The organism is Erythrobacter longus, assembly GCF_000715015.1.
In the GTDB taxonomy this organism is placed as follows: Bacteria; Pseudomonadota; Alphaproteobacteria; order Sphingomonadales; family Sphingomonadaceae; genus Erythrobacter; species Erythrobacter longus.
Genome location: NZ_JMIW01000001.1, coordinates 348,742 through 368,517, shown reverse-complemented (window position 1 = coordinate 368,517; position 19,776 = coordinate 348,742). Strand labels below are relative to the sequence as shown.

General features: G+C 57.8%; 20 protein-coding genes. 8 read left to right on the top strand and 12 right to left on the bottom strand.

Features of this window, described 5'->3' with window-relative positions:
* Positions 1 to 9 precede the first annotated feature (9 nt).
* On the top strand, positions 10 to 2,337 hold the full coding sequence (locus tag EH31_RS01795) for a patatin-like protein (RefSeq protein ID WP_034957697.1): 2,328 nt from the start codon (positions 10 to 12) through the stop codon (positions 2,335 to 2,337).
* A gap of 6 nt (positions 2,338 to 2,343) precedes the next feature.
* Here the strand turns inward: EH31_RS01795 and EH31_RS01790 are convergent, their stop codons facing one another.
* The 4 genes from EH31_RS01790 to dnaK all read right to left on the bottom strand — a co-directional run bounded on the left by EH31_RS01790 (position 2,344) and on the right by dnaK (position 7,733).
* On the bottom strand, positions 2,344 to 3,237 hold the full coding sequence (locus tag EH31_RS01790; protein ID WP_034957696.1) for an MBL fold metallo-hydrolase: 894 nt from the start codon (positions 3,235 to 3,237) through the stop codon (positions 2,344 to 2,346).
* A 65-nt stretch (positions 3,238 to 3,302) separates the two neighbouring features.
* Positions 3,303 to 4,571: a putative 2OG-Fe(II) oxygenase gene (locus tag EH31_RS01785; RefSeq protein WP_034957695.1), complete on the bottom strand. Its 1,269-nt coding sequence runs from the start codon at positions 4,569 to 4,571 to the stop codon at positions 3,303 to 3,305.
* 3 nt (positions 4,572 to 4,574) lie between these two features.
* Positions 4,575 to 5,714, bottom strand: a complete 1,140-nt coding sequence (dnaJ, locus tag EH31_RS01780) for a molecular chaperone DnaJ (protein WP_034957694.1) — start codon at positions 5,712 to 5,714, stop codon at positions 4,575 to 4,577.
* Positions 5,715 to 5,783: 69 nt separating this feature from the next.
* A complete protein-coding gene (dnaK, locus tag EH31_RS01775; protein ID WP_034957692.1) occupies positions 5,784 to 7,733 on the bottom strand; it encodes a molecular chaperone DnaK in 1,950 nt (649 codons plus the stop codon).
* 203 nt (positions 7,734 to 7,936) lie between these two features.
* On the opposite strand from dnaK, the gene EH31_RS01770 reads away from it, so the two are divergent.
* Positions 7,937 to 8,455, top strand: coding sequence for a copper chaperone PCu(A)C (locus EH31_RS01770; RefSeq protein WP_034957691.1), 519 nt, complete (start codon positions 7,937 to 7,939; stop codon positions 8,453 to 8,455).
* 158 nt (positions 8,456 to 8,613) lie between these two features.
* Positions 8,614 to 8,958, top strand: coding sequence for a hypothetical protein (locus EH31_RS01765; protein WP_422110908.1), 345 nt, complete (start codon positions 8,614 to 8,616; stop codon positions 8,956 to 8,958).
* On the opposite strand, the gene EH31_RS18115 is transcribed toward EH31_RS01765, so the two are convergent.
* The 4 genes from EH31_RS18115 to hrcA are packed head-to-tail and all read right to left on the bottom strand — an operon-like array spanning position 8,955 to position 11,647.
* The gene (locus EH31_RS18115) at positions 8,955 to 9,140 is read right to left on the bottom strand and encodes a cobaltochelatase CobT-related protein (RefSeq protein ID WP_422110916.1); all 186 of its coding nucleotides are present in this window, start codon (positions 9,138 to 9,140) and stop codon (positions 8,955 to 8,957) included. The two genes, EH31_RS01765 and EH31_RS18115, sit on opposite strands and share 4 nt — an antisense overlap.
* The gene (locus EH31_RS01760; RefSeq protein ID WP_152553428.1) at positions 9,134 to 9,958 is read right to left on the bottom strand and encodes a cobaltochelatase CobT-related protein; all 825 of its coding nucleotides are present in this window, start codon (positions 9,956 to 9,958) and stop codon (positions 9,134 to 9,136) included. Before EH31_RS01760 ends, EH31_RS18115 begins: the two co-directional genes overlap by 7 nt.
* Before the next feature lie 7 nt (positions 9,959 to 9,965).
* Positions 9,966 to 10,562 carry a nucleotide exchange factor GrpE gene (gene grpE / locus EH31_RS01755; RefSeq protein WP_034957689.1) on the bottom strand — a complete coding sequence of 199 codons (597 nt, stop codon included), beginning with the start codon at positions 10,560 to 10,562 and terminating at the stop codon, positions 9,966 to 9,968.
* Between the two features lie 20 nt (positions 10,563 to 10,582).
* Positions 10,583 to 11,647, bottom strand: a complete 1,065-nt coding sequence (gene hrcA, locus EH31_RS01750) for a heat-inducible transcriptional repressor HrcA (RefSeq protein WP_034957688.1) — start codon at positions 11,645 to 11,647, stop codon at positions 10,583 to 10,585.
* A gap of 96 nt (positions 11,648 to 11,743) precedes the next feature.
* Here hrcA and rph point away from each other — a divergent pair, with 96 nt between their 5' ends.
* Together rph and rdgB are read left to right on the top strand one after the other, a co-directional pair.
* Positions 11,744 to 12,457 carry a ribonuclease PH gene (gene rph / locus EH31_RS01745; RefSeq protein ID WP_034957687.1) on the top strand — a complete coding sequence of 238 codons (714 nt, stop codon included), beginning with the start codon at positions 11,744 to 11,746 and terminating at the stop codon, positions 12,455 to 12,457.
* Complete coding sequence (gene rdgB, locus EH31_RS01740) at positions 12,454 to 13,089, top strand: RdgB/HAM1 family non-canonical purine NTP pyrophosphatase (RefSeq protein ID WP_034957686.1); 636 nt, start codon at positions 12,454 to 12,456, stop codon at positions 13,087 to 13,089. The genes rph and rdgB overlap by 4 nt, the downstream gene beginning before the upstream one ends.
* A gap of 11 nt (positions 13,090 to 13,100) precedes the next feature.
* Here the strand turns inward: rdgB and EH31_RS01735 are convergent, their stop codons facing one another.
* Positions 13,101 to 13,652: a CAP domain-containing protein gene (locus EH31_RS01735; protein ID WP_034957685.1), complete on the bottom strand. Its 552-nt coding sequence runs from the start codon at positions 13,650 to 13,652 to the stop codon at positions 13,101 to 13,103.
* A gap of 52 nt (positions 13,653 to 13,704) precedes the next feature.
* Here EH31_RS01735 and hemW point away from each other — a divergent pair, with 52 nt between their 5' ends.
* Positions 13,705 to 14,880 carry a radical SAM family heme chaperone HemW gene (gene hemW, locus EH31_RS01730; RefSeq protein WP_034957684.1) on the top strand — a complete coding sequence of 392 codons (1,176 nt, stop codon included), beginning with the start codon at positions 13,705 to 13,707 and terminating at the stop codon, positions 14,878 to 14,880.
* Entirely contained in the window at positions 14,877 to 15,776 is a 900-nt protein-coding gene (locus EH31_RS01725) for a tyrosine recombinase XerC (RefSeq protein ID WP_034957683.1), read from the top strand. Before hemW ends, EH31_RS01725 begins: the two co-directional genes overlap by 4 nt.
* Before the next feature lie 507 nt (positions 15,777 to 16,283).
* Here EH31_RS01725 and gshB read toward each other — a convergent pair.
* The 3 genes from gshB to rsmI are packed head-to-tail and all read right to left on the bottom strand — an operon-like array spanning position 16,284 to position 18,470.
* Positions 16,284 to 17,237 (bottom strand): glutathione synthase, encoded by a 954-nt coding sequence (gshB, locus tag EH31_RS01720; RefSeq protein ID WP_034957682.1) that lies wholly within the window; start codon positions 17,235 to 17,237, stop codon positions 16,284 to 16,286.
* A gap of 10 nt (positions 17,238 to 17,247) precedes the next feature.
* The gene (locus tag EH31_RS01715; protein ID WP_034957681.1) at positions 17,248 to 17,604 is read right to left on the bottom strand and encodes a YraN family protein; all 357 of its coding nucleotides are present in this window, start codon (positions 17,602 to 17,604) and stop codon (positions 17,248 to 17,250) included.
* A complete protein-coding gene (rsmI, locus tag EH31_RS01710; protein WP_051698856.1) occupies positions 17,601 to 18,470 on the bottom strand; it encodes a 16S rRNA (cytidine(1402)-2'-O)-methyltransferase in 870 nt (289 codons plus the stop codon). Before rsmI ends, EH31_RS01715 begins: the two co-directional genes overlap by 4 nt.
* A 68-nt stretch (positions 18,471 to 18,538) precedes the next feature.
* Between rsmI and EH31_RS01705 the strand changes: the two genes are divergently transcribed.
* Positions 18,539 to 19,762, top strand: coding sequence for a penicillin-binding protein activator (locus EH31_RS01705; RefSeq protein ID WP_081853170.1), 1,224 nt, complete (start codon positions 18,539 to 18,541; stop codon positions 19,760 to 19,762).
* Positions 19,763 to 19,776: the final 14 nt, after the last annotated feature.

The window sequence follows — 19,776 nt, the reverse complement described above, 5'->3', positions numbered from 1 at the left end:
CAAGTGACTATGCGGCAAAAAGAACTTCGTCTTGCTCTTGTCTGTTACGGCGGCGTCAGTCTCGCGGTTTATATGCACGGCGTGACAAAGGAAGTCTGGCACCTTGCCAGAGCCAGCCGCGCGCATCTTGACGGCGAAGAATTGGATGGGGTTGCGGGTGTCTACCGCGATCTTCTGGCGCGTATAGAGAGTGAGCAAGATGTCAGGCTGCGCGTCCTGCCGGATATTTTGACAGGCGCAAGCGCTGGCGGGATTAACGCGGTGTTTCTGGCGCAGGCGCTGTATTCTGGCGGCTCGCTTGAGCCGGTTACCGATCTGTGGCTGAAGAATGCAGACGTAACCGAACTTACCGCGCGCGAAGCCCGGCCAGGATGGCGATTTGCCAAATTCTGGGCTCAACCCTTTGCTGATTGGCTTTTGCGGCGCAGCGGGAATGCGGTTGATGAAACGGTCTCCCCTGAAACACGCAAAGAGGTGCGCGAAAAGGTTTCATCGCTTGTTCGTGGCCGCTGGTTTAGCCCGCCCTTTTCGGGCGAACGGTTTTCAGAGATGCTGTTTGAGGCATTGCAAAGCATGGAGGACACAAAGCCGGGACCGGTTCTGCTCCCGCCCTCCCACTCGGTTAATCTGCTTGTCACAGCAACCGATTTTAGAGGGCACGCCGAAACCCTTCGCCTGAATTCGCCTCCGCAAGTGGAAGAGACCGAGCACCGGATGCCGATTGCCTTTGAGGCGAAAGCACTCCTCCAACCGGGCGGGCAATTGGCAGATCCCTTGGAACTGGTTCTTGCCGCACGCGCAACCGCGAGCTTTCCCGGAGCTTTCCCGCCCGTGATGCTGGATGAGATCGACCGGCTTGCAGCGATGGAGGGCCACCACTGGGCCACGCGCGGCAGCTTTCTTTCACGCATCATGCCAGCCCATGTGCACGAAGGAACGGTCAATGATGTCGCGCTCATCGACGGTGCGGTTCTGGTCAACGCGCCTTTTGGTGCGGCTCTCAAAGCGATGAAAGGACGCACGTCGCAGCGCGAAGTGGACCGGCGGTTTGTGTATATTGAGCCGCGCCCTGATCGTTCACCTGTTGAAAGCGAGAATGCGGAAGGTGAAACCACCATCCGCCCTCTTGGCTGGTTTAGTACCATTTTTGGCGCGCTCTCCACGATCCCGCGCGAACAACCGATCCGAGATGATCTGGAACGGATTGAGAAACAATCACGCGATGCGCACCGACTTCGCCAGATCGTGATGGGTTTGCGGCCCGATATCGACCGCGCGGTAGAAAAGCTGTTCGGGCGCACATTCTTCCTCGACAGTCCCACGCCCAAGCGGCTGTCCAGTTGGCGCGCCAAGGCCCAGACCGCAGCAGCGGACCGGGCGGGCTATACCTTTAGCGCTTATGCCGAAACCAAGTTCAGCGTAATTCTGGACCGGCTTGCGGAGCTCACCTGTAAAGCTGTGCCGGGGTTTGCGATGTCTGATTGCGACCGGGTGGCGAATGATTTCCGGCGCGAATTGGCCACCCGCGGTCTTGCACGGCTGTGCGACGACAGCGGAGCCTCACCGGAAGCGATTGCTTTCTTCCGCTCGCACGATGTCGGCTTTCGGATCAGGCGATTGCAGCTCCTTGCCCGCAGGCTATCGCGTGACTGGGAAATCGACCCCGACATCCCCGACGATGCGCTCGATTTAGCGCGCGGCAAAATCTACCATATCCTCAGCCTATACGAAGGTGTCGATGATGTGGCGCATTTGGGCAAAGGTTTTGCGCCCATCGCCGCTACTGCGATTGAGGACCCGGGCGCTGTTCTCGATTTCCTTGCCCGCAATCGTATGCCGCCAGAAATCGACATTGAGGCAGAAAACCTTCTTGCAGAAGCGCTTTCAGAAATGCCGCGCAATCTGAAACGCCGGATGCTGCTCACCTATCTCGGCTTTCCCTTCTACGATGTCGCGACCTTGCCTTTGCTCCAAAGCGAGCGGCTTGATGAATACAACCCGGTCAAGATCGACCGCATCTCACCTGATGATGCCCGCTCTATCCGCGAAGGGGGCACGAATGATACTTTGCGCGGCACGGAGTTTTACAACTTCGGCGCGTTTTTCAGCCGGTCTTACCGGGAGAACGACTACATCTGGGGCCGCCTGCACGGGGCTGAACGGATGATTGATCTTGTGGTTTCGACCTTGGAGATACCCATGGGCGAAGACGCCGTTCGCAGCGCCAAACGCTCGGCCTTCCTTGCCATTTTGGACGAAGAGGCGAAAACCAGACGGTGCAGCAGCGCATTGATCGAACAATTGCGCGGCGAAGTGATTGCGCGTCTGGGTGACTAGTCCCGCTTAGCGCGCGCTGTCCCAGACCGCCGTTACGAACGCATCGGGTCCGATAAACCCGCCCTCGCCCCGGTCGATGTCCGCCAGAGGTTTGGTCGCAAGCGCTTCTTCAAGGGTCAATCCTTGCCCGCGAAGCTCCTCTACCCGGCGCACGACTTCGCCAATCATCGCGCGATAGGCGGTGAGTTCCGCTTTATTCGACATCGAACCATGGCCTGGGATCACCTTTGTATCGCTATCAATGCGGGCAATGACGAGGTCCAGCGAACGCATCGCGTCATAAACATTGCCGCCCGATTTGACGTCGATGAAGGGGTAACCTGAAATCTTGAAATAGAGATCGCCCATGTGGACGACGTTGTCCTCTTCCCAGAAGATGACGCTGTCACCGTCGGTGTGACCACCGCCAAGGAACATCACATTGATCGTGTCGCCATTGAGGTGAATGCGAAGACCCTGATCATAGGTGACAATCGGCAATGCAACTCGCGGCGCAGGCGGGATATTGCGCCCGCCCGGCCCGTCCGGGTTCCCCTCAGCCATGCGCACACGCACATCTTGATGAGCGAAAATGGTCGCGCCCGTTTTGCCAAAATGTTCATTCCCTCCGGTGTGATCAAAGTGCCAATGCGTGTTGACGACATATTTGACTGGCTTTGCGTCTAGGTCCGCGATGGCCGCCTCGATCTTGGCTGATAAGGGCGCGAACTGATCGTCAATAATCAAGGTCGCCTCATCGCCATAACTGACCCCGATATTGCCCCCTGCCCCGAAAAGCACGGCGATACCCGGCGCGATCTCTTGTGCAGTGACCTCGACGCCTGAAAAATCGCCTTGCGAGCTTGCGGTTGTCGCGAAAAGAGCGGCGGGAATGATCGCCAGATGGGCCAAACGGGTCATGGGAAGATGTCCTTTAAGTGAGACCGTGGTCTATAATCCCATGGCACCTGTGTCGAGCCACTCCCTCAAACCGCATCAAAAGCGACTGTCAGCCGTTCGCCTTCGGCAAAGCGTGATGTGGAATGATAGACAAAGCTCGGGAACAGCACGAGATGGCCTGGCTTAGGCGCAAAGGAGGAGATGGGCTCAACCTTCAGAGGAATATCTTCCGGCGGCCGTCCCAGCTCAAGCAGACCTTCGTTTTTCGCCAAGTCATCGGGGATGGAAATATGAGCCGCCGAGCTGATCAGCCCTCCGTCGTGCAAATGCGGCACGTGGCGTCCGCCTTTGGAGAGCAGGATTGACCAGCTGGCAGAAATCTGGGGCCGCCGCGATTGGATCGCAGCCATAGGGTGACCTTCGGGCAGTTTGGGTAAACCGCTGCTGTAATCAGCGATAGCCGCATCAATGGCTTCAAACAGATGCGAGATCGCGGGATCATGTCGCAAGCGCAGATTGCCGTGGGTCTGCGTTCCGCCCTCGACACTTTGACCGAGCGGCGCCGAGCGGGTGACATGAAGCGCACGCAGCGTGTCTCTCAAGGTGTCCAATTCCCCTTGCGAAAGTCCTAAGTCCGCTTGCGTAAAGAGCGCATCACTTGGGCACAGCCATGAGTGCCTAGAATTATCAGACGCGCGCCACGTGAGTTCGGCCAGAGCCCATGCGCCGATGTCTTTAGGGTGTTCTTTGAGAACCGTTTCAAGCGCGGCGCTCGCACTGTCCAATTTGCCCATCCGCATTGCATTGCGCGCCCGCTCGAATTCAAGTTCTGGCAGGCCCGCTGGCAGGTCAACAAGAAGGCGCTGCGCCTGCTCAAACTGTTTGGCAAAGCCTCTATGACGGGCCTCGACCAGGCGAAGTTCCGGCAAGTCCGCGATTGTTTTGCGTAAATTGGCTGTGTGCTCGGCGGCCTCTTCGTGCCGTCCCGCAGACCCCAGCAATGTGAGATAGGCCATCCACAGGCGCGGGCTCTTGGGCGCTTTTTCCAAAGCGGCTTCAATACTCGCAAGCGGATTGGGAGCACGCGCCTCGGCCCGCAACCGGCAAAGCGCTTTATGACCCTCAACCCAGTCAGGGGCTTTCTCTAACATGGTCTCAAGGCGGGCAAACGGTTCGGGCGCGCCCGCACGAAACAAGGCCGCAGCATGCGCGATCAGCAGAGGGCCATCATTGGGGCCTTCTGCCAAAGCCTGTTCGAGGAGTTGGGCTGCGCCCTCTTCGCCGCGCTCAAAGGCATTGAGCGCCCTATCCTTGAGGGAGTGTTTGAGCGGCGACATTGGAACCTCGCCGCTCATCCATCAGGCTCCGAATGCGTCCTTGATCTTGCTAAAAAAGGTGCGGCTTTCAGGGCATTCATCGCCGGTTTCCGTCTCGCGGAATTCCTCGAGGATTTCCTTTTGCTTGCGGGTGAGCTTGGTCGGGGTTTCGACCTTGATCTCTACCACCAGATCGCCGCGCCCGCGCCCTTGCAGAACCGGCATACCGGCACCGCGCACACGCAATTGCTTGCCCGATTGAATGCCCACAGGGATGTCGATTGTATTGGTCGAACCATCGAGATCGGGGATATCGACCGATCCGCCCAATGCAGCCGTTGTGAAGGTCACTGGCACACGTGTTGCGAGCGTTGTACCCTCGCGTTCAAACAGAGCGTGCCTTTTGACATGGATAAAGATGTAGAGGTCACCCGGAGGCGCGCCGCGGCCGCCAGCTTCGCCCTTGCCGGACAGACGAATGCGGGTGCCAGTGTCAACGCCGGGCGGAATTTCGACCTCGAGCGTTTGCGCCTGATCGCTGCGGCCTTCACCGCGGCAATCACCGCAAGGGTCCTCGATAACAGAGCCGCGCCCGCCGCATGTGGGACAAGGGCGTTCGACCACGAACAACCCTTGTTTGGCGCGCACAGACCCTTGACCGTGGCACATATTGCATGTGCGTTCGGACGTGCCGGGGGTTGCGCCAGAGCCATCGCAGGTTTCGCATTCGGTGCTAACCTCGATTTCGATCTCGGTTGTCTTGCCGTCGAATGCTTCTTCGAGGGTGATCTCCATATCGTAACGAAGATCAGCGCCCCTGCGTTGACGTTGGCGTCCGCCGCCCATTCCACCGCCGCCGCCAAAGGCGCTGCCGAAAATGGTTTCGAAGATGTCGCCAATGTCGCCAAAGCCTTCCTGGCCGCCGCCGAAACCGCCGCCAGCACCACCGCCGCCCATGCCTTGGGTAAAGGCGTCGTGACCAAACCGGTCGTAGGCCGCGCGCTTTTGTGGGTCTTTGAGGACTTCGTACGCCTCGCCCAATGCCTTGAACTTCGCCTCAGCCTGCGCATCACCTGGATTGCGGTCCGGGTGCCACTTCATTGCAGCCTTGCGATAGGCAGATTTCAGAGTGCCCGCGTCGCTATCGCGCGACACACCAAGTGTTTGATAATAATCAGCCATGAGAACGCCTTTGAAAAATCCCTGCCCTCACCGCTGATCGGGCAAGTGAGGACAGGGAGATTATGAAGGTTACTCTTTGCCCGAGTTATCGCTGGGCTTTTCGTCGTCGACTTCCGAGAACTCGGCATCGACAACGTCCTCATCGGCTTCGTCAGCAGAGCCGGCATCTTCGCCAGCATCGCTACCATCTGCGCCTGCTTCTTGCTCTTGCTTGTAGATCTGCTCGCCCATTTTCATGGCTGCTTGCGTCAGCTCTTGAGCCTTCGCATTGATCTCGTCAGCATCGCCGCCTTCAAGCGCGGTTTTGGTTGCAGCAATTGCTTCCTCAACAGCGGTCTTGGTGTCAGCGTCGATCTTGTCGCCATTGTCTTCAAGCTGCTTTTCGGTTGCGTGGACAAGGCTGTCCGCCTGGTTGCGCGCTTCCGCGCTAGCGCGGCGCTTTTTGTCTTCTTCGGCAAACTTCTCAGCATCCTGAACCATCTGGTCGATGTCGCTGTCCGACAGACCGCCAGAGGCCTGGATCTTGATCGTTTGCTCTTTGCCGGTGCCTTTGTCTTTTGCGCTGACCGACACAATGCCGTTCGCGTCAATGTCAAAGGTCACTTCGATCTGAGGAACACCGCGCGGTGCGGGCGGGATGCCGACAAGGTCGAAATTGCCGAGGATTTTGTTGTCCGCGGCCATCTCGCGCTCACCCTGGAAGACTTTAATCGTCACAGCGTTCTGATTGTCTTCTGCGGTCGAGTAAGTTTGCGTCTTCTTCGTCGGGATCGTCGTGTTGCGGTCGATCATACGGGTGAAGACACCGCCCAGCGTTTCAATACCCAGCGACAGCGGGGTAACGTCGAGCAGCAGAACGTCTTTAACATCGCCCTGAAGCACGCCTGCCTGAATGGCCGCGCCCATCGCGACCACTTCGTCCGGGTTTACGCCGGTGTGCGGCTTGGCTTCGAAGAACTTCTCAACCACTTCGCGAACACGCGGCATACGGGTCATACCACCGACAAGGATAACCTCGTCGATTTCGCTCTTGGAAACGCCAGCATCTTTGAGCGCCTTCTTGCAAGGCTCAAGCGTGCGGTCGATCAGACCACCAACGAGCTTTTCAAGGTCGGAGCGGGTGATTGTTTCAACAAGGTGAAGCGGGGTCGATGCGCCGCCTTCCATGCGTGCGGTGATGAAGGGCAGGTTCACTTCGGTTGTGGCCGAAGAGGAAAGCTCAATCTTCGCTTTTTCGGCTGCTTCCTTCAGACGCTGAAGCGCGAGCTTGTCGGCTTTCAGGTCCATGTTTTCTTTCTTCTGGAACGCGCTGGCAAGGTGCTCAACAATCGCATTGTCGAAGTCTTCACCGCCAAGGAAGGTGTCGCCATTGGTCGACTTCACTTCGAAGACGCCGTCGCCAATCTCGAGGATCGAGACGTCGAACGTACCACCACCAAGGTCATAAACCGCGATGGTTTTGCCGTCTTCTTTGTCCATGCCATAAGCAAGCGCTGCGGCAGTTGGCTCGTTGATGATACGAAGCACTTCAAGACCGGCGATCTCGCCTGCGTCTTTCGTTGCCTGACGCTGTGCATCGTTAAAGTATGCAGGAACGGTCACAACCGCCTGCGTCACGGTTTCGCCAAGATAGCTCTCGGCTGTTTCCTTCATCTTTTGCAGGATGAAGGCAGAAATTTGTGAAGGCGAGTAATCGTCGCCATTGGCTTCAACCCATGCATCGCCGTTCTTGCCCTTGACGATGTCGTAAGGGACAATTTCCATGTCCTTCTTCGTCAGCGGATCATCGAACCGGCGACCGATAAGGCGCTTGATTGCGAAAAGAGTATTGTCGGGATTGGTGACCGCCTGGCGCTTGGCCGGCTGACCGATAAGACGTTCGCCGTCTTTTGTGAAAGCGACAATCGAAGGCGTCGTGCGTGCGCCTTCTGAATTCTCGATGACCTTTGGTTTGCCACCATCCATTACCGAGACACAGCTGTTGGTTGTGCCAAGGTCAATACCGATTACTTTACCCATGTTTTTTCCATCCTCTGAGGATATAGTTGGACACCGCGCCTTGCGCCTCCCTTATATGGCGAGACAGCTCGGCGGCTCGAATATGAGGCGGATATAGGTGTGGTTTTGCTTGGCACAAGAACCCGGAGGCCCTAGATTTTGCATCATCCACAAGAGGGATGACTTCCTTCCAGTGCTCTTTCCAAGGATTAAGGTGAGTTTTTATGAAGAATGCCGCAGCTGGCCGGGTTGCAGCCCCTGCTCTGGTTTTGATGTCCGCTTTGGCGCTTGGTGCTTGCGACCAAAACACACGAGCACCCGGTGCGCAGGATGACACGCTCAACGAATCTGGCGAAACGCAGCTTGTCAAAGGCGTTATGGTTGCAAATCCGCGCCTGATGCTGTCCCCTGTGTCGGGCAATCCAGCTGCGGTGTATTTCGACCTCACTTATATCGGCGATGCAACCGTCGCATTGGATAGCGTTACCGTCGAAGGGGCGCAAAACGCTATGATCCACCAGATGGGCGAGGATGGAACCGGAGGCGCCATGATGATGGCTGGGCCTATCACCCTTAATTCAGGTGAGACATTCCAACTTAAACCCGGCGGGTATCACGTCATGGCGATGGAAATGTCGCCTGACATCAAGGCCGGTCAAACCACCAGTGTCACCATCACTCTTTCGGATGGTTCAACCCACACTTTTGAAGCAGAGGTCAATGCGGCCGGGGAAGAACGCTGACTGAGCCCTATCCAGTCGCATGCCCAGTTGGGGGTGAGCGTCCGCTTAGCCGAGGGGAAATTGCGCTTGCCCGCACCATTTTTGGGGATGCTCTGGATTATGCACCCATTCGGATACGGCGCCGCAAATGGTGGCCGTTTCAACCATCACGCATTACGATGGCGCCCAATGGTCATCTGTATTTTCACCCCAAGGGTGAGGCGTATTGCGATGACTTTTCAAACGCCCCGCTAACCACTCAGGCGTTTTTCATCCATGAGCTTACCCATGTGTGGCAGACGCAAACCTTTGGGCGCTGGTATCTGATCCTGCATCGCCACCCATTTTGCCGCTACAGCTATTCCCTGAAACCCGGCGCTGCGTTGACGGCCTATGGAATAGAGCAGCAGGCCGAAATTGTGGCTCATGCATTTCTTCTGAGACACGGGGCCAAATTGTCCGGAGTGGCGGATAAGTCGGCTTACGACTTGCTCGTCCGGTTCAAGGGTGCGACGCAGAACTAGGCACAGCCAATCATTTCATCCAGCAACTCGGTGAATGCCTGAGTGACTGGCTCCCCATATTCAACGCTGCGAGAGCAATCGTAGTATCGAGCGACATCGAATCCTGCTCCAATCGCACCCAACCGGATCGCAGGTGTCGCCTCCAATTCGTGAACAACGCTGCGAAGGTCACGCTCTAGTATAAGTGGACCGTTCTCTTGAAGAGTGCTGTCGTCAACAGGGGCACCATGCGAAGGTCACGCTCTAGTATAAGTGGACCGTTCTCTTGAAGAGTGCTGTCGTCAACAGGGGCACCATCACTCACGACGATAAGAAGTTTCTTGCTCTCAAGCCTACTTAGAAGCTTCCCTTTCGCCCACCTAAGCGACTCGCCATCCACATTTTCGAAAAGGGGCACGTGCATCCAGGGCTCGAACTGTGGTGATTGGCTTGGCTCGCCGAAATCGTGATAGATGATGTGGAGTAGATCACACAAACGCCCAGGATGGGCAGGTCTTCCAGCATAGTGCCATTCCTGTCGTGATTGCCCGCCTTTCCAGCCCACAGTCGTGAAGCCGGCTACCATCACAGCGCTACCTTGCTTGCTGAGGTGGTCGCGGATCGCTTCGATTTCACCTGCTATGCCGAAAATTTGCTCTGCCATCGAACCAGATAGGTCGACGAGGAGCAAAACAGCTGTATCGCGTAGCTCACCGGACGCTCTCCCTGTTAGCTCCTTCGAACTAGCGTTGTACGCGAAGGAAAACATTTGCTCGCGCTGCTCGGTGGAAATCCCCTTCAGAAATTTCGTGAGTTCGCTGGAAACTGCATGATCTTCAACAATCTTAGCAGCATCATCTCCCCTGCATTCCACATCGAAACGGATGGTGAATGGGCGGTATGCAATGTCCGGTCTGTCTTCGGGGAGCTTTACTTTTGGTCTAAATGGCCAACTCCACCAAAATAGCAGAGCCAGCAGTCCAATGAATGCCAGTCCGATAAAAGCCCCAGACCCGCTCACAAATTTATCAATCCGGCTTCTTCGCTACACCCACCATGGCAGGGCGCAGCAGGCGGTCCTTGATCATCCAGCCTGCCTGCATTTCTTGAATGACAGTGCCGGCTTCGTGGTCGTTTGACGGGATTTCCATCATCGCCTGATGCTGATTGGGGTCGAGCGGCATACCCATTGCGGCAATGCGTTCCACACCGTGCTGTTTGAAAACCTTCTCAAGCTCGCGCTGGGTCGCTTCGATGCCGACCACGAGGCCCTTCATCTTTTCGTCTTCGCGAAGGCTATCGGGGATTGCGTCAACTGCGCGCGAAAGATTGTCCCACACGCTCAAGACATCGCGGGCAAAACCGGTTGCGGCATAATTGCGGGCATCCTGAATGTCCTTTTCCGCGCGGCGGCGCACGTTTTGCCCTTCTGCCTTGGCATAAAGAACATCTTGCTTGGCCGCCTCAAGATCATTGCGCAAAGCTTCAAGCGCTTCGGCCATGGCGTTGCTAGGGTCGCCCTCGCCTTCCGCTTCGCATTCCCCATTATCGAGGAATTCTTCTGGCACACCCTTCAATTCAGCTTCAGCGGCCGCATCTGCTTGCGGCTTATTTTCATCGTTCATGTCTTTGTGTTTCCTGCGGTTTACGCGATCAATTTGCCCGACGGACCACCCAGAGATTTACTGAGCGAGCGAGCTGTTAAGTCCACCATGGGGACCACGCGGGCGTAATTCAAGCGCGTGGGACCGATCACACCCAGAACACCGACCACCCTCCCCTCCCTATCGCGGTAAGGCGAAGCGATGACCGAGGAGCCCGAAAGACCGAACAATCGGTTTTCGCTGCCGATGAAAATGCGCGTGGCTTCTGCTTCGCGCGCGCTTTCAAGAAGGGCGGAGACGGATTGCTTGTCCTCAAGGTCATCAAGCAGCGAACGAACCCGTTCAATGTCATCCATCGCGGTTTCGTCAATAAGGTTGGACGCGCCGCGCACGATCAGGACGGGGCGCTGATTGGCATCCTTGCTCCACACGGCAAGCCCGCGTTCGACAAGGTCCCGGCTTGCGGTGTCGAGCTGGGTTTTGCCCGCGTTGATCTCGGCGCGCATCGCTTGGGCTGCTTCGGCAAGAGTTCGCCCGGCGAGCCTTGAATTGATGTAATTGCTCGCCGCTTCAAGCGAGCCCATTTCAGACGGGCCCAGTTCCAGAACGCGGTTTTCCACACCGCCATCCTCGCCCACCAGAACCGCCAGTGCCCGTCCCTGGCCAAGGCTTACAAGGCTGAATTGAGAAAGCCGCTGTTCGCGGGTTGGCACCATGACCATGCCCGCCGCCCCGGAAAGCTCTGACAATAAAGCGCTCGCCTGTTGCAAGGCTTGCTCTACCGGCCCGCTTTCGGAAAGCCGCGCTTCGATCTGGGCTTGTTCCTCGCGCGAGGGTTCGGCCACGCGCATCATGCCATCGACAAAAATGCGAAGCCCCGCATCGGTTGGCATACGCCCGGCGCTTGTATGGGGTGCGGCAAGAAAGCCCAGCCCTTCCAACTCTGCGAGCACGGAGCGAATGGAGGCAGGCGACAAATTGATCCCGCCATCCGTAGCAAGTGTTTTGGACCCCACGGGCTGGCCATTTTCAAGATACTCTTCGACCACGCGCTGAAAGATGTCGCGCGCTCTGGTGGTCAATTCGGTGATCGAGGGGCCGTTCATGTGGCTAATCTTAGTGTTTGCGCTTGCGGCGGCAAGCCTTGGCTGTCAGTGACCCCCGTAAATTCTAGTCAAAGCAAATTCTATTTGGAGACATACATGCGCCCTTCAGGACGTAGCGCGGATGAAATGCGCGCTATCACAATCGAAACAGGCTTTACCAAACACGCAGAAGGGTCGTGCCTGATCAGTTTTGGCGACACGCGCGTTTTGTGCACAGCCTCTGTTGAAGAACGCATTCCGCCATGGCTTCGCGGTAAAGGCGAAGGCTGGGTCACGGGTGAATATTCGATGCTCCCACGCGCCACCCACACTCGTGGCAGTCGCGAAGCTGCACGGGGCAAGCAATCGGGCCGTACGCAGGAAATTCAGCGTCTTATTGGGCGTTCTTTGCGCGCCGTGGTGGACTTGAAGAAACTGGGCGAGCGTCAGATCACTCTCGACTGCGATGTTATTCAGGCCGATGGCGGGACACGCACAGCCTCGATCTCGGGCGCATGGGTTGCGCTGCGTCTTGCGGTGAACAGCCTCATGGCATCAGGCGATATCAAGGAAGATCCGATCACAGCGCAAGTCGCGGCGATTTCCTGCGGGATTTATAAGGGCACACCCGTGCTCGACCTCGACTATCCCGAAGACAGCGACGCCGATGCGGACGCAAACTTTGTTTTGATCAGCGGCGGGCAAATTGCCGAAGTTCAAGCCACAGCCGAGGGCGCGACTTACGATGAAGAGGGCCTCTTGCGCCTTCTGCGTCTTGCCAACATCGGTTGTGACGCGGTGTTCAAAGCGCAGTTGGAAGCGAGCAAGTGACACGCAGACTGGGTGGCGGGTCGCTTGTCATTGCGACCCATAACGAAGGCAAGCTCAAGGAAATCTCGGCCTTGCTTGGTCCCTACGGGCTCAAGTGCATATCGGCCGGGTCTTTGGGCCTGCCTGAACCACCCGAGACGGGCACTACATTTGTAGAGAATGCGCTTATCAAAGCGCGCGCTGCGGCAGAGGCATCCGGCCTCGCTGCTCTGGCCGATGATAGCGGGCTTAGCGTTGATGCGCTTGGCGGGCGTCCCGGCGTCTACACCGCCGATTGGGCAGAGCGGCAATGGTTCGAGGGGAGCCCTGGCCGTGATTGGTACATGGCGATGGGCAAGGTTGAAGGGATGCTTCAACAATTGGGCCCTGATACCGACCGCTCGGCGGCGTTTCATTGCGTTCTCGCGCTGGCTTGGCCCGATGGCGAGCACGCGGTTTACGAAGGGCAATGCCCCGGCGCGCTCACCTGGCCACCACGCGGCGAAATGGGCTTCGGATATGATCCAGTGTTTGTGCCCTCGACGCGCGATGGCTCTGAGACTTTCGCCGAAATTGCGCCGTCAGAAAAGCACGCGATCAGCCACCGCGCCGATGCATTTGCGAAGATGGTTGCCGATCAGTTCGGCGCTTAGACCATGAAGTCTTAGCGACGCGCGACCTTACGCTGCGGAGCAATCACCTCGCCCAGCACATTCCCGCCGGGATAATAGCGGCACACCAGCACGTCATTCCGGCCATTGCTAGCCTTGGCGCATCCCACTTCGCGCGTGTCAGCCCACACTATCTGCGTGTAGTGGCCGACGTCTGCCCAATTTCCCGTGCGTGATACATCGGGAAACCGGCCAGCTTGAAAATATCGCTGCTCCTCGACGAAAAAGCCGATCATTTGGGCGGGGTGAAAATACCCGCTTGTGCCCATCCACAGGCTCTCGCCCGTTCGGCCGCGATCTTCTGGCCGCGAGTGGCGCATCGTGTTTTCACGCGCAAGCTGACGCGCCCATTGCTCCGCTTCTCTCGTAAGCTTATCCGACCATTGCAGGGGAGCTGTGCCAAATTCTTGACGCGCGTCATTATGCGCGGTGAGCCAAGCGGCCTCTTCGCCCGAAAGGTCACCGTGCGCACTGACGTTGCTGCCAATTGATAAGGCGCAAGCGAGCGCTGCAACGGCAGATAGAATTGTCGCGCGGGTGACCATGCCCTAAAGGATGGACGATCAACCCTTAATGAAAGACTGAGACACCCCAATTTTGGCCCGCGCTCTTTACATTCATTGGCCGTTTTGCGCCAAGAAATGCCCTTATTGCGACTTCAACAGTCACGTACGCGATCGCGTTGATGTGGACGCATGGGAGCGCGCGCTCATCGCCGATATGCGCGCCGAAGCCCAAGTTGCAGGCGGGGTCGCGGGCCGGGTAGCAGGGGGTGACACGCTGACGTCAATCTTCTTTGGCGGGGGCACGCCTTCACTCATGCCGCCACGCCTTGTGGAAAGCCTTCTCAAAGAAGCCGAGACGCTTTGGGGCTTTGATGCTGGCATTGAGATCACTCTTGAAGCCAACCCTTCTTCAGTCGAAGCCGCCAACTTTGCTGGCATCGCGCAGGCGGGCGTGAACCGAGTTTCGCTGGGTGTGCAATCACTTGAGGATCAAACCTTACAATGGCTGGGCCGACTTCATGGAGCGGATGAGGCATTGGCGGCTTTGGAAGTGGCGCAGGCGCATTTTTCGCGGGTCAATTTCGATGTGATCTATGCCCTGCCGGGTCAAACGCCGGAGCATTGGGAGGCGCAGCTTGCCCGCGCGCTTGGCCTCGGCACTTCCCACCTCTCGCTCTACCAGCTCACGATTGAGCCCGGCACCAGATTTGCGACCGATGTGCGGCGCGGGGTCTTCACGCCGCTGGACGACGATGAAGCCGCCGAGCTTTTCGCCATCACGCAAGCAATGACCGCGGCGCAGGGCCTTCCCGCCTATGAGATCAGCAATCACGCGAAGCCGGGTGAGGAAAGCCACCACAACCTCACCTATTGGCGGTATCAGGATTACGCCGGCATTGGCCCCGGAGCGCACGGTCGCCGGGGCGGATTTGCGACAACGCGGCACAAGAAGCCGGAGAACTATCTCAAAGCCGTTGGCGAGCGCGGGCATGGCATCGCCGAGCAACGCCATTTGACGCGAGGCGAACAGGCATCCGAAGCGCTACTTATGGGCCTTCGCCTTGTTGAAGGGCTTGATCTGAGCGCTCTGGGTGAGCGGCTTGGGGTGAATGCTGGCGCACTGATCAATGAGGCAAAACGCGAACATTTGTGCTCGCTTGGCCTCTTGTGGACTGACGAAACCCGTATCGGGGTGACAGGTAAAGGCTTGCCCCTTCTTGATGCTATCCTTGGCGAGCTTGTTGCAGAAGATCTGGTGCTGTCGTGAAGGAAGCCGCGCTTATTGCTGACTGGCGCGCGCATTTGACCGATGCTCGGCGGCGCTCCCCCCATACGGTGCGCGCCTATGTCTCTGCGGCTCAGCGATTGATCCGTGCTCGCGGCCTTGCTTCATGGGAAGATGTCGCCGCAATCGAAGCGCAGGACTTGCGCGCACACCTTGCCTCGCGCCGGGCAGAGGGGCTTGCTAATGCAAGCGCTGCAAGAGAGCTTTCCGCTTTAAAGGCGCTCATTGCTTTTGCCCGCGCTGAAAGCGGCGACCCCGACCCCGCCGCCCCTCGCCTTCGGGGCCCGCGCCTCAAAAAAGGCCTGCCCCGCCCTGTGACGCCCGATGATGCGGTCAACATCGCTGACCTGATCGACGGGACAGCGGCAGAAGACTGGATCGGTGCGCGGGACCGTGCGGTCTTGCTGCTCATGTACGGCTCGGGCCTGCGGATTGCCGAGGCGCTGTCCCTGCAAGGCCGCGATGTGCCAATGGGTGAGACGCTTATGGTAACGGGCAAAGGCGGCAAGCAACGGGTCGTACCCATCCTGCCGATCACGGCAGAAGCTGTGGCGGAATATGCAGGCCAGTGCCCTTATCCAATGGGCGCGGACGAAGCGCTTTTCAAAGGCGCAAAAGGCGGGCCGCTTTCTCCCGGCATAGTGCAAAAGGCGATGGCCAAAGCGCGGCGGGCATTGGGTTTACCGGACACGGCAACGCCCCACGCCTTGCGGCACAGCTTTGCAACGCATTTGCTAAGCGCTGGTGCGGATTTGCGGTCATTGCAGGAGCTTTTGGGTCATGCATCGCTGGGTTCGACACAGATTTACACGAAGGTCGATGCTGCGAGCTTGCTGGAAACGTATCGCGGGGCGCATCCGAGGGCGAGGAAAGGATGATGTTAGTAAAAAGCCGACCTTCCGCTCTCGACCCCATTGTCGCCGGTCTGCGAAAGCGGTATCGCTGAACTCATGCGAACCCTCACAACCCTCTGGGCGACTGCTCTTTTTTTGCTCTTGGCTAGCTGTCAAACTCGTGATCCGTCGCCCTCAACTTTGCAGGTTCCCCCGGCCGAACAATGCGAAGCTTCGGGCGGGTCAATGCAGCCGGTGGGATTGACCCGCTCGCCTGCTTGCGTTGTGCCCACAAGCGACGGCGGGAAAAGATGTAAAGACAGCTCCGAATGCGACGGACGCTGCATCGTGGATGACTGGGACAGTGATCGACCACCTTCTGTCGGGACCAAGGTTAGTGGGACTTGTGAGGCTTCAAACCTCACCTTTGGCTGCTTCGCCGAAGTCCGACGCGGCAGGATAGCCAGCCACTTTCTTTGCGTTGATTAAGCGACAGCAATCATCCCCAGAAGCAGCCGGTCCCAAACTATTTTCTGTAAATCAAAAGCGGTCCTACTCGCCCAACCGCGCCTCAATCGCATCCCAGATCATCCCGGGAAGATCAGTCCCGTCAAACTCCGAAATCGCAACAATGCCCGTGGGCGAGGTCACGTTGATCTCGGTCAGCCATTTGCCGCCAATCACATCGATCCCGACAAATGTCAGGCCAAGGCGTTTCAGGTCTGGTCCCATCGCAGCGCAAATCTCTTTCTCGCGCTCTGTAAGGCCCGTCGGTTCTGCACTGCCTCCCATTGCAAGGTTTGAGCGGAACTCACCCTCGCTAGGGATGCGGTTGATTGCGCCTGCTACCTCCCCGTCGATCAGGACAATGCGTTTGTCGCCTTCCGCCACTTCGGGAAGGAAGGGCTGCACCATATGAGGTTCGGGCCATGTCTGGTTGAAGACCTCAAACAAGGCTGTGAGGTTATCGCCGTCTGCTGGCACGCGAAAGATCGCTTTTCCGCCATTGCCGTGGATGGGCTTCACCACAACCGCGCCATGCTCAGCCATAAAGCGGCGAACCTCATCGACGCTGCGCGTGACCAATGTGGGCGGCATATATTGGCGGTAGTCGAGGACCATGACCTTTTCCGGCGCATTGCGGACACTCGCCGGGTCATTGACCACGAGGGTCTCGTCCTTGATCCGCTCAAGCATGTGCGTCGCGGTGATATAGCCAATGTGAAAAGGCGGGTCCTGACGCATCAGGACAACATCAATATCGCGTCCAAGGTCCAGCCTTTGCGCTGCGCCTTTTTCAAAGTGATCGCCCACGACGCGCTTCACCTTCACCGGAAAACATTCGGCAATCAGCCGGTCATCGGCATCCAGTGTCAGGCTTTCGACATGATATTCAAAGCACTCATAGCCGCGTTCCTGCGCCGCCAGCATGAGCGCAAAAGAGCTGTCGCCTTTGATGTTGATGTCTTCGATGGGGTCCATCTGGACCGCGATCTTCAATGTCATGTCGTGTTTCCTAAGGCATCCAGGCGTTTTCAATGTGGGTCGGGCGTGATCCGGGTGCAAGCAGGATCACGTCGATCCTTATGTCCTCACCGCCGCCCGCATATTCATGTGCGACGACCTCTACAGCGGCGGCCACGCGGGCCAAACGATGTTCGTCTATGGCCGTTGCAAGGTCAGCTTTGCGGGCGCGCCATTTGACCTCTGCAAAGACAACAAGGCCCGGTTTTCGCGCGATCAGGTCAATTTCGCCAAGCTTGGTCTTGCGGCGTTCAGCAACGACTTCAAAACCTTGCTGCATCAGGAACTGCGCGGCTTGCGCCTCGGCCTCGCGCCCTTTGCGATCGGCAATGATGCGTTTGTCGCTCATTGGCTTTTGATCTCCACCGCGCGGGTGTAAAGAGTTTGCCGATCAAGTCCGGTGGCCTTCGCGACCTTTCCTGCCGCCTTGCTGACGCTCATTTCTGTGAGCGCCTCTTGCAACAGCGCGTCGCAGTCCACGATCTCATCGCTGGGCACTGGCGGACCGATCATCAGGACAATCTCACCCTTGGGCGGGTGCGCGGTGTAATGCTCGATCAATTCGCTTGCGCTGCCAGATCGGCATTCTTCGTGCATTTTGGTCAATTCGCGCGCAACGGACACTTCGCGGGTCGCATAAAGCTCCGCAATCGCCTCTAATGATCGCAACAGACGCGGGCCGGTTTCGTAAAATATCAGCGTGGCCTCCACCGCGCCCAATTCCTCAAGCGTCTCTTTGCGCGCCTTTTCCTTGACCGGCAGGAAGCCTGCAAAAAGAAAGCGGTCATTGGGGAGGCCCGACAGTGTCAGCCCCGCAATCGCCGCGCATGGGCCGGGGATGGTGGTGACACAAACGCCTGCCTCCCTCGCCTCGCGCACCAGACGGTATCCGGGATCAGACACAAGCGGCGTACCTGCATCGCTCACCAAAGCCACCGGTTCGCGCCGGGCGATGTCGATCAAGCGCTCTCTGACCGCAGACGAAGCATGATCGTCATATCGCTGCATTCGGGTGGAAACCTGGCAATACTTCAGCAATTTGCCGGTAACTCTGGTGTCTTCACAAGCGATTAGGCTGACCGAACGCAATACGTCGACTGCACGCATCGTTACATCGCCAAGATTGCCAATTGGCGTCGCAACAATATAGAACCCCGGATCAAGAGGTTTGGTAACAGACGATGGGTCGGGTGATTCTGGGGGCGGCGTGCTCACAGTGTGCTCAGCGGGCCTTCTTCGTGATTGGAACCATCCTAGTATAGAGCTTTGAGGGGTCTTCAAGAATGAAGGTTAAGGAAAAGTCGTTTTTCGGCACGAAGTGGGTGCGCGCTGCATCTGATATTTGGAAGCGCAGTTTCAATCGTCGCACCGCTTTGATTGCGGGTTCTGCTGCGCTTTTGGCCGGGTGTCAGGTGGTTCCGCGCACAGAAACAGTGGCGAGTATTCCAGACCCAACACCCACGGCTCAGCCAAGCGCGACCGCATTGCCAAGCGATACGACACGGCACCGGGTTGCTTTGCTTGTGCCTATGGGTGGAACTGCTTCTGATGTGGGTCAGGCGATTGCCAATGCGACCACTATGGCGCTTTTGGACACAAATGCAGACAACATTCGCATCACGACCTACGACACGTCGGGCGGTGCAGGCGCCGCAGCGCAGCGGGCGATTGCCGATGGTAACCGTTTGATCCTTGGCCCGCTGATGGCTGATAATGTGCCAGCCGTTCAAGCCGCAGCAGCGCGTGCAAGAGTGCCCGCGATTGCCTTTTCCAACGATGCAAGCGTTGCTGGCAATGATGTGTTTGTGATGGGTCATGTGCCCGAACAATCTGTTGCTCGCTCGGTTCAATATGCCCGAGCCAATGGCTCGTCGAGCTTTGCTGCCCTGTTGCCCGAGGGTGACTATGGCCAAAAAGCGTACAGCGCCTTGCAGAATTCTTTGCGTGACTATGGCGGCAATCTGATCGGCTTTGAACGCTATGCCCGCGGTAACACGTCGATTGTCGGCGCGGCGCAGCGACTTCGTCAACGGGGCGGTTATGACACAGTCCTTATCGCAGATGGAGCACGCCTATCGATGCAGGCTGCTGGTGAATTGCGCAGTCAGGGGGCGCAAGGCACCCGGCTTTTGGGGACCGAATTGTGGAGCGGTGAGAGCGCGCTCACCCGTTCGGCATCGATCGATGGTGCCTTGTTCTCGGCTGTGTCTGATGGGCGTTTTCGCCGCTTTTCAGACAGTTACGAAGCCCGCTTTGGCACAAAACCATTCCGGATTGCCACTTTGGGATACGATTCTGTTCTTCTGACCTTGCGCATCGCCCGCGATTGGCGGGTGGGTGACAGGTTCCCTGTGGCGCGGCTTTATGACAGCGGTGGTTTTCTTGGCGTTGATGGCCCGTTCCGCTTTATGCGCAACGGCGTTGCAGAGCGCGCCCTCGAAGTGCGGCAAGTGAAAGGCAATCAGGTTGTCGCTGTTGACGCGGCTCCGCGCAGCTTTGGTGACTAGGATTTCGCGCAATA